At 67.4% G+C, this 9,407-nt stretch carries 10 protein-coding genes; 2 read left to right on the forward strand and 8 right to left on the reverse strand.

Annotation, left to right across the window (positions count from 1 at the left end; all coding sequences use genetic code 11):
* Positions 1 to 4 precede the first annotated feature (4 nt).
* The 5 genes from ACVOLJ_RS17395 to aspS all read right to left on the reverse strand — a co-directional run bounded on the left by ACVOLJ_RS17395 (position 5) and on the right by aspS (position 4,335).
* A complete protein-coding gene (locus ACVOLJ_RS17395) occupies positions 5 to 736 on the reverse strand; it encodes a YebC/PmpR family DNA-binding transcriptional regulator (RefSeq protein ID WP_089236564.1) in 732 nt (243 codons plus the stop codon).
* Between the two features lie 226 nt (positions 737 to 962).
* Entirely contained in the window at positions 963 to 1,595 is a 633-nt protein-coding gene (locus ACVOLJ_RS17400) for an esterase/lipase family protein (protein WP_475280085.1), read from the reverse strand.
* 76 nt (positions 1,596 to 1,671) lie between these two features.
* Complete coding sequence (locus ACVOLJ_RS17405; protein WP_475280086.1) at positions 1,672 to 2,196, reverse strand: N-acetyltransferase family protein; 525 nt, start codon at positions 2,194 to 2,196, stop codon at positions 1,672 to 1,674.
* Positions 2,197 to 2,228: 32 nt separating this feature from the next.
* Positions 2,229 to 2,567, reverse strand: a complete 339-nt coding sequence (locus ACVOLJ_RS17410) for a DNA primase (RefSeq protein ID WP_475280087.1) — start codon at positions 2,565 to 2,567, stop codon at positions 2,229 to 2,231.
* 16 nt (positions 2,568 to 2,583) lie between these two features.
* Entirely contained in the window at positions 2,584 to 4,335 is a 1,752-nt protein-coding gene (aspS, locus tag ACVOLJ_RS17415) for an aspartate--tRNA ligase (RefSeq protein ID WP_475280088.1), read from the reverse strand.
* A 159-nt stretch (positions 4,336 to 4,494) separates the two neighbouring features.
* On the opposite strand from aspS, the gene ACVOLJ_RS17420 reads away from it, so the two are divergent.
* Positions 4,495 to 5,238 (forward strand): DUF3011 domain-containing protein, encoded by a 744-nt coding sequence (locus ACVOLJ_RS17420; protein ID WP_475280089.1) that lies wholly within the window; start codon positions 4,495 to 4,497, stop codon positions 5,236 to 5,238.
* A 102-nt stretch (positions 5,239 to 5,340) separates the two neighbouring features.
* Here ACVOLJ_RS17420 and ACVOLJ_RS17425 read toward each other — a convergent pair whose 3' ends face one another.
* From ACVOLJ_RS17425 to blaL2, 3 genes are all read right to left on the reverse strand, one after another.
* Positions 5,341 to 5,985 (reverse strand): hypothetical protein, encoded by a 645-nt coding sequence (locus tag ACVOLJ_RS17425; RefSeq protein WP_475280090.1) that lies wholly within the window; start codon positions 5,983 to 5,985, stop codon positions 5,341 to 5,343.
* 56 nt (positions 5,986 to 6,041) lie between these two features.
* Entirely contained in the window at positions 6,042 to 7,256 is a 1,215-nt protein-coding gene (locus ACVOLJ_RS17430; RefSeq protein WP_475280091.1) for a cation:proton antiporter, read from the reverse strand.
* 120 nt (positions 7,257 to 7,376) lie between these two features.
* A complete protein-coding gene (blaL2, locus tag ACVOLJ_RS17435; RefSeq protein WP_481564701.1) occupies positions 7,377 to 8,294 on the reverse strand; it encodes a L2 family extended-spectrum class A beta-lactamase in 918 nt (305 codons plus the stop codon).
* 175 nt (positions 8,295 to 8,469) lie between these two features.
* Between blaL2 and ampR the strand changes: the two genes are divergently transcribed.
* Entirely contained in the window at positions 8,470 to 9,333 is an 864-nt protein-coding gene (gene ampR, locus ACVOLJ_RS17440) for a LysR family transcriptional regulator AmpR (RefSeq protein WP_481564702.1), read from the forward strand.
* Positions 9,334 to 9,407 lie beyond the last annotated feature (74 nt).

Consider the following 9,407-nt stretch of genomic DNA (forward strand, 5'->3'; position numbering starts at 1 on the left):
CCGTTCAGGCGTAGGCGTCCGCGCCGAGATCGGCGTTGGAGTACACGTCCTGCACGTCGTCGAGGTCTTCCAGCATGTCCAGCAGCTTCTTGACCTGGAGCACGGTGTCGCCTTCGACCTTGATGTCGTTGTCGGCACGGAAGGTCAGCTCGGCATGGTCGGGCGTGCGGCCGGCGGCCTGCATCGCATCCTTGACCGCATGGAAGCTGTCAGCCGCCGTGAGCACGTCGATCGCGCCATCTTCGGGATAGACCACGATATCGTCCGCGCCGGCCTCGATGGCCGCTTCGGAAATGGCGTCCTCATCGGCGCCGGCCGCGTAATGCAGCACGCCCACGCGCTTGAACATGAAGCTCACCGAGCCTTCGGTGCCCATGTTGCCGCCGCACTTGCTGAACGCATGGCGGACATCGGCCACGGTGCGCACGCGGTTGTCGGTCAGGCAATCGACGATCACAGCTACGCCACCGGGGGCATAGCCCTCGTAGCGGATTTCTTCGTACTCGACACCTTCCAGCTCACCGGTGGCCTTCTTGATGGCACGCTCGATCACGTCCTTGGACATGTTCGCCGTCAGCGCCTTGTCCACCGCCACCCGCAGGCGCGGGTTGTTGTTGGGGTCGCCTCCACCGCCGCGCGCGGCCACGCCGATCTCACGGATGATCTTGGTGAAAATCTTGCCGCGCTTCGCGTCAGACGCGTTTTTGCGGTTCTCGATGGAGGGGCCTCTACCCATGGGTCTTTCCGTACGTGCGTTGATGGATAAGGCCGCGGATTCTACCTGATCGGGCCCTGTGACCGTGTCGAGGGCCGGCCAGATGCCGCCGGGCGTGGCCCGGCGAGAGCGTGCGAACCAACGGTTCGCACCCACCAAGGCAGACCGGTAGCGCCGGGCCATGCCCGGCGTAAAGCGTGCGAACCAACGGTTCGCACCCACCAAGGCAGACCGTTCGCCCCCCCTCCTACGCTGCGGCGGCGTCGCGGCTGTGGTCGAACTGGCCGTGCTGCAGGAAGTGTGCGGTCTGCCGTGCGGCATCGGGCGACACCACCAGGCCGCTGTGGCTGGTGCGCACCACGCAGTGGTCGGCCAGGCCCGGCAGGCGGGTCTCGGCCAGGGCCACGGTGCCGTCGGAATCGTCATCCAGCGCGCCCAGCAGGCTGCCCAGGCCGTGCGGCACCGAACCGGCGATCAGGCCGACCGACGCGCTGCCCTGCCAGTCCGGCAAACCATCCAGCAGCAGGTCGCTGCTGCGCCCCAGGGCCAGGCCCCAGCCATGTTCGGACAACGAACGAGCGGTACCACTGCCACGCAGCGGGGAGCCCAGGCAGACCACCCGCTGCACCGGCAGCTGCGGTTGCCGGCGCAGTGCTTCCAGCGCCAGCAGCCCGCCCAGGCTGTGCCCGACCAGCGACAGCGGGCCAGCACCGGCCAGCCGCTCCAGCAGCTGCGGCACCGCCACATCGGGCCCGCCGAATACGGAAGAGTAGCCAAAGGTATGGACCTGGAAGCCACGCGCGCGCAGGCGCCAGGCCAACGGCCCAACCCAGGCACGGGCATTCCAGATGCCATGCAACAACAATACGGGGGGAGTCATGCGCTACAGCCTGGCGGTCAGCGGGGCGAAATCGTGCAGTGATTGAACAGAAGCCAGGGGCAAGCGGCAGTGAACGTCATCCGGCTGTACGCGGCGCGCGGCGCAGGATGAATTCAAGATCGTTGGTGGCACCGACCGGGAACAGGTACTCCCCGGCCTTTTCAAAGCCGTAGCGGGCATAGAAGCGCTGGGCCCCGAAGTTCTCCGACCACACACCCAGCCACAGGGTGCGCGGGCCGTCATGTTCCAGCCAGGCCAGCGCGGTTTCCAGCAGGCGGCTGCCCCAGCCACAGCTCTGCTGCGTCTTGATCAGGTACAGGCGCTTTAGCTCGCCGTCACCGGGCTTCACGTCCGGGTGCGGCAACCCACAGGGGCCGGCGGCGGCATGGCCGACCGCCTCCCCGTCCAGTTCCAGCAACCACACCGCGTAATCGGGGTGGGCCAGGATGGTGCGCTGGCGTTCGACCGTGTAGGACTCCGCGATGAAGCCCTGCAGGTCCTGCGGCGGATACAGATGGCCGAAGGTTTCGGTGAACGTGCGAGCGGCCAGCGCCGACAGGGTCGGCGCGTCGTCAACAGTGGCGCGGCGGATCGAATACATGGGTCGAGTTGACGCCAGGACAACGGTTCGGGTCAAGCCCGTTCCGCAGGTGCCTTTTGGTCGTCTTCTTCCTCTTCCTCTTCTTCGTATTCCTCGTCGTCCTCTTCTTCCTCGCCGTCTTCCTCTTCTTCGCCTTCCTCGTCCTCTTCGTACTCTTCCTCTTCGTCGTCCTCGTAGTCCTCGACGCCGAAGTCTTCGCCGTCCCAACGACCCTCGCCGTCGGCGACGAAGGTCAGGGCCATTGCCGACGGATTGGTACCGACGCGGACCAGCCAACCACCGAACACACGCGCACGCTCGGTGACCAGGGTGGCCTCGGAGCCTTCATTGCCCAGCTTTTCCCACTCCAGCGAAAACGCGAACTCGGTCATTGCCTGGATCTCCTGATCAGTTGGTCTTGGGGCGAACCTGGATATGTACTTCGGCCAGCTGCACGTCGGCGATCGGCGACGGTGCGTCGGTCATCAGATCCTGGGCGCCGGTGGTCTTGGGGAACGGGATGACGTCGCGGATCGACTCGGTGCCGGCCATCAGCGCGGCGATACGGTCGATGCCGAAGGCGATGCCACCGTGCGGCGGCGCGCCGTAGTTCAGCGCGTCGAGCAGGAAGCCGAACTTGGCCCGGGCCTCTTCGGCACCGATGCCGAGCAGCTCGAACACCGCGCTCTGCATGTCCGGGCGATGGATACGGATGGAACCGCCGCCGATTTCATTGCCGTTGAGCACCATGTCATAGCCGCGCGACACGGCGGTACGGGCATTGGTGCGCAGGTCGGCGATGTCGTCCACCGCCGGTGCGGTGAAGGGGTGATGCAGGGCGACGTAGCGCTGGGCTTCGTCATCCCACTCAAACATCGGGAAGTCGGTGACCCACAGCGGCGCCCAGCCATCGGCGACCAGGCCGAAGTCCTTGCCGGCCTTCAGGCGCAGCGCGCCCATGAAGTCGGAAACCTTGTTGTAGCCGCCGGCACCGAAGAACACGATGTCGCCGTTGCCGGCACCGACGTGCGCGACCAGCGCGGCGAAGGATTCCTCGCTGAAGAACTTCTGGATGGGCGAGCTGACTTCGCCGTTATCGGCGATCTTGATGTAGGCCAGGCCCTTGGCGCCGTACTTGGCGGCGTGCGCGGCGTATTCGTCGATCTGCTTGCGGCTCAGCGCTGCGCCGCCCGGAATGCGCAGCGCGGCCACGCGGCCTTCGGCATCGTTGGCCGGGCCGGTGAACACCGGGAACTCACTGTTCTTGACCAGCTCGGCCACGTCCACCAGCTCCAGCGCGATGCGCAGGTCCGGCTTGTCCGAACCGTAGCGACGCATCGCCTCGGCCCAGGTCATGCGCGGGAAGCTGGCATCCAGCTCGACATCGACCACTTCCTTGAAGATCGCGCGGATCATGTCCTCAACGAAATCCTGCACGTCGGGTTCGCGGACGAAGGCGAATTCCATGTCCAGCTGGGTGAATTCCAGCTGGCGGTCGGCACGCAGCGCTTCATCGCGGAAGCAGCGCGCGATCTGGTAGTAGCGGTCGAAGCCGGCCACCATCAGGATCTGCTTGAACAGCTGCGGGCTCTGCGGCAGGGCGTAGAACTCGCCGGCGTGCATGCGCGCCGGCACCAGGAAGTCGCGTGCGCCTTCGGGGGTGGCCTTGGTCAGGATCGGGGTTTCGATGTCCTGGAAGCCCTTTTCATCGAGGTGGCGGCGCAGGGCCTGCACCAGCTTGATGCGGGTGCGCTGCATGCGCTGCATTTCCGGACGGCGCAGGTCCAGGTAGCGGTACTTCAGGCGGGTTTCTTCGCCCGGATTCTCGTGGGCGTGGAACGGCAGCGGCGCGGCCTTGTTCAGCACGGTGATGGCGGTGGCGATCACTTCCACCTTGCCGGTGCGCAGCTTGTCGTTCACCGCATGGCGGGCGCGGACCACGCCTTCCACCTGCAGCACGTCCTCGTAGCCCAGGCTGGCGGCCACGGCAAACACTTCGGCGTTGTCGAGCTCCACCGTCACCTGCACGATGCCTTCATGATCGCGGAGATCGATGAAGCAGACGCCGCCCTGGTTACGGGCCACGTCGGTCCAGCCGGCGAGGGTGACAGTCTGGCCAATCAGGGTCTCATCGACCAGGCCGCAGAAGTGGGTACGCATGGGGGAAAGCTCCGCTGGAGAACGCCGGCGCCCGAGGGGGCCCGGAAAGCCTCGTATTCTGCGGCCGAGGCCCCGGCCGGGGCAAATGCGGACGGTCACGCGGGCTTGATCGGCCCGGTCCTTATAGTCGCGCACCACCTACCGTATGGGGATGTCGCCATGAAACCGCTGCCCCTGGCCAGCCTGGCCGTCACCGTGTTGCTGGGCAGCGCTGCGGCGCTCACCCTTCCCGTTGCCCCCGTCGCTGCGCAGAACGGGGTGATCCGCTGCGAGAGCCAGAACAACCGCGAACGCGTCTGCAACACCGGCTGGCGCGATGCGCAGCTGGTCCGCCAGCTGTCCGGCTCGGCCTGCGTGGAGGGCCGCACCTGGGGCACCCGCAACGGCAGCATCTGGGTCAACAATGGCTGCCGGGCCGAATTCACCCAGGGCCGCGGAGGCGGCTGGGGCGGCGGCAATGGCGGCGGTTGGGGTGGCAACAACGGCAGCACCGTGCGTTGCGAGAGCCAGGACAACCGCGAGCGCAGCTGCCCGGTCGGCTGGCGCAATGCGCGCGTGGTCCGGCAGATTTCCGGCACCCAGTGCGTGGAAGGACAGAACTGGGGCGTGCGCAATGGCGCGATCTGGGTCAACCGCGGCTGCCGCGCCGAGTTCGCCGAAGCCCGTGGCGGCTGGGGTGGCGGCAATGGCGGCGGCTGGGGCGGTGGCAACAGCAACTACAGCGTGACCTGCAGCAGCAACAACAACCGCCAGCAGCGCTGTGACTGGGATGACAGACAGGGCCGGCCGGTGCTGCAGCAGCAGCTATCCGGCAGCGCCTGCCAAGAAGGCCGCAGCTGGGGGTACTCGCGCGGCAACGTGTGGGTCAGCAACGGCTGCCGCGCACGCTTCGGCACGCGCTGAACCCTGCCGGGGATGCACCCATCCCACGGGTAGCGCCGGGCAATGGCCTGCGAGCCCCGCGGCGTCATCTACGCCAGAAAAGCCGCCGGGCGTGGCCCGGCGCTACCGGGCTGCCGGCGTGGCCGGGTCGCCCCAGGGCGCGGGCGGCAGCGCGACGGGCTTGCTCAGGTCGAACTGGACCCGGAAGCGACGCCCCTCCGGGCGGGTCAGCTCGTAGACGAAGCGCTGGTCAGGCTCGATCTCCATCGCCCAGGTGTTGTGGGTGGAGGCCAGCATGTCGGCACGCCGGAACATCGCCACCGACTCGGCATCGGCCGGGAACTGCTGGCGTTCGGCGGTGCCCGGCGCGGTGCTGTCGCCACCGTACAGGGTGATCGCATCGGCGCTGCCATCGGCGTGGCGATGGTCGTGCTTCAGACGCAGGCCGTGTTCGGTGCGGGTCAGCACCCAGGTCCGCGAATGGTCATCGCCGACATGGAAGGGAATGCGCAGCTCATGGCCCGGGTCGGCGCAACCGCGCACGTGCATCACCAGCTTCTGCCCGGCAAAGGGATCCTTGCCGGTTGGCGCCGGCGTGTCTTCCACCACCTTGCCTTCGTAGGCCTGGCCGCAATGGGCGGCGACGGCGGCCATGAACGCGTCGGCCGGCGCGGTCGACAGATCATGGTTGACCGTATGCGGGGGCTGCGAGCAGGCGACGAGGCCAAGCAGGGCGATGGCGGGGACAACGGCGGCGATCAGTTTCATGCCCCAACCCTAACGGCCATGGCCGGTGGGCGCAAACCAACCGGCCTGTATCTGCCTCAGCGTTCGGTCGCTGCAGGAGCGGCGGCCACTTCCGTTGCCGCCACCGGCGCATCCTCGCCCTCGCCCGCCGGTTCCTGTTCAACCGGATCGACATCGAACGGCGTGCGGAACACCAGGGACGGCAGCAGCGTGGTCAGCGCGGCATACAGCAGCAGCGCACCGAACAGCACGCCGGGAATCTGGAAGCGGTCGCGCATGATCGCTGCCAGCACCAGGGTGAAGATCAGCGTCGGCGCCAAAGCCAGCGACACCCGCAGGCTGCTGCGCGATGCTTCGCGGAACAGCACCCGGCGCTGCAGCCAGACGATGCCCAGGCGCAGCGGCAGCACCAGCAGCGTGATCACCAGGCCCAGGCCCAATGCCTCCCAGCTCAACGCTTCGCGCGGAATCTTGGTGCCGGCGTTGAAGAAATAGAACGGTACGAAGAACGAAGCGAACAGCCGCAGCGCGTGCAGGTTCTCGTGCGAAGCCAGGCGCGGAATGCGCTGGTGCAACAGGCGTGCGACCAGGCCGGCGATGAACGCACCCACCAGGTAGTAAACACCCAGCGAATAGGTGATGTAGGCCGCCACCATGCCGACCATCACCAGCAGCGAGAACTCCGAACCCGGTGCATGCGGGGCCACCCATCGCCCCAGGGCGATGAACAGCAGCGGCAAGCCCACCATCATGCCCAGCAGTGCCGTGCTGGACAGCGCCATGTGCGCCGGGTCGCCGGCCTGCAGCACTACGAACAAGGCTGCCAGGGCCAGCAGCTCACTGGCGATCGCCTTGCTGGTGACCCAGAACCGTTCGTCCTCGCTCAGGCCCAGACGCGACAAGCTGTCCATGATGAAACCGGTGGACGGCGTGAGCAGAGCCAAGGCCAGCAGCCCGGCCGGCTGCCATGCCAGCCCCGCATACTTCCAGGCCAGCCAGCCGACTCCCGCCAGTGCCGCGGCGATGATCAGCAGGTGAGCCAGCAACGGCCACAGCCCTCGGCGCAGCGCCGCAAGCTCGACTTCCAGGCCGGCAAACAGGAACAGCGAGGAAATGCCCAGCGTGGCCAACAGACCAATGACCGCGTCATGCGCCTGGTCACCCAGCCAGAGCATGGCGATGATGCCGAACAGCAGGCACGTCAGCGGTGCGGGAATGCTGAAGCGCTGCAGCGCGCGCGGGATCACCAGCAACGCGAAGATCAGCAGCAGATAGACCAGTTCCTGGCTCATGGACAACGTCCCTGTGGATCGAACGCGCGCAGGATGCACGCCTGCGCGCAAGGGGACAAGCAGAACTTTGCTGAAAACGCCGGACTGCGGCCTTCCAGCGCCCGGTCGGCAACGACCGGGTCAGGCGATCAGCGAATCGGCGATCCGGCCGACCTGGGCAAGCACGGTTGCACGCTGCGCGAAGCTGATCGCGCCGGCCTGCAGATAGGCGGTAAGTATCCAGGGCGAGCCAGCGTCCAACGGCCACAGCACGGCGATGTCGTTGCGGGCGTCCTCGCCGTTGCTGCCGGTCTTGTCGCCCACGCGCCAGCGCTTGCCCAGGCCCGCACGCAGGCAGGCGTCGCCGGTTTCGTTGTCTATCAACCAATCGGCCAACTGCTGGCGCGACGCGGGCTGCAGGGTGTCGCCCAGCACCAGCCGCTGCAGCGTTGCGGCCATTGCGGCCGGCGTGGTGGTGTCGCGCGGATCGTTGGCCGCGAACGTGTTCAGTTCCGGCTCAAGGCGGTCACTGCGGGTGATCGTATCGCCGCTGGCGCGCAGGAACGCGGTGACTGCCGGCGGACCACCGACCACGCCGAACAGCAGGTTGGCGGCGGTGTTGTCACTGGTGATCAGGGTCGCCCTGCACAGATCGCGCACGGTCAGGGTCTTGCCGACATGGCGGCGGGTGACCGGTGCGTGTTCAAGGATGTCGCCGGGCCGTACCGGAACGCGTCGATCCAGCAGCGCCGGCTCACGCTCGGCATGGCGCAGTACTGTTGCTGCCAGCACGCTCTTGAAGGTGCTGCACAACGGGAAGCGCTCGTCCTGGCGATGGCCGAAGCGACGCGCGCTGGACGTGTCGAGCAGGGTCACCCCAAGGCGGCCACCACAGGCCTTTTCAAGCGCGGCGAAACTGTCGGCGGCGATGAACGCCGCATCTTCCGGGGCGGGGGCCGGGGTGGCATCGGAAGCCGCCGCGCGGGCCAGCAGCGGCAACGCCAGGGAAGAGGCAGCGGCCACGCCACTGAGCTGAAGGAATCGGCGACGAGCGAGCATGCGGGGGCCTCCTGGAAGTTGGCCTGATTATTGAAGCTACGCCCGCACACGACCAGCGCGAAGTTTCAGCATCAGCCATACATTTTTCTCATACCTGTCGCGATCACCCCCTTCATTTCACGTACAGGCCAGTGACAGGATACGATCAGCCATCATCCTGGCTCACGGGTCATCCATGCTTCACCCTACCCTGCCGCTGAACGCGCTGCGCGCTTTCGAAGCGGCTGCCCGCCATCAGAACTTCACCCGCGCAGCGCTGGAACTCTGTGTCAGCCAAGCGGCCTTGAGCCATCAGATCCGGGGGCTGGAAGATCGACTGGGCGTCCGCCTGTTCCACCGCCTGCCGCGCGGGGTGGCGCTGACCGAGGAAGGTGCGGCGTTGTATCCGGTGCTCAATGAATCGTTCGAGCGCATTTCGGCCAGCATCGCGCGCTACACCGGGGGCCCGGCGCGCGAAGTGCTGACGATCGGCGTGGTCGGCACCTTTGCCACCGGCTGGCTGCTGCCACGGCTGGCGGCGTTCGAAGCGGCGCATGCCGACATCGAACTGCGCCTGCAGACGCACAACAACCGCATCGACCTGGCGGGCGAAGGACTGGATCTTGCGATCCGCTTTGGCGAGGGCGATTGGCAGGGGCAGACCTGTACGTCGATCCTGGAGGCGCCCTTCGCGCCGTTGTGCGCGCCTGCGCTGGCGCGGCGACTGAAAGAACCGCGCGACCTGGCCACGGTGCCCCTGCTGCGCTCCTACCGCAGCGACGAATGGCCGCGCTGGCTGCAGGCGGCGGCCATCACCGGTGTCGAAGCGCGCGGGCCGGTATTCGATTCGTCGCTGACGCTGGCGGTTGCCGCAGCCGGCGGCGCCGGTGTCGCCTTGCTGCCGCTGCGCATGTTCGAGACCGAACTGGCCGAAGGCCGGCTGCTGCAGCCCTTCGCAACCACGGTGGAGCTGGGCCGCTACTGGCTGACGCGGTTGCGCTCACGCGCTGAGCGCGAACCGGCCAAGCGCTTCCGCGAATGGCTGCAGGCGCAGGGATGAAACGCGCGCGCCGTGGGCAGCGGCGGGGGCGGCGGCCCGGCGGGCGCGCGGGGGGGTGCGCCCCCCCGGGGGGG

The sequence above is a fragment of the Stenotrophomonas sp. STEN046 genome (assembly GCF_056759755.1).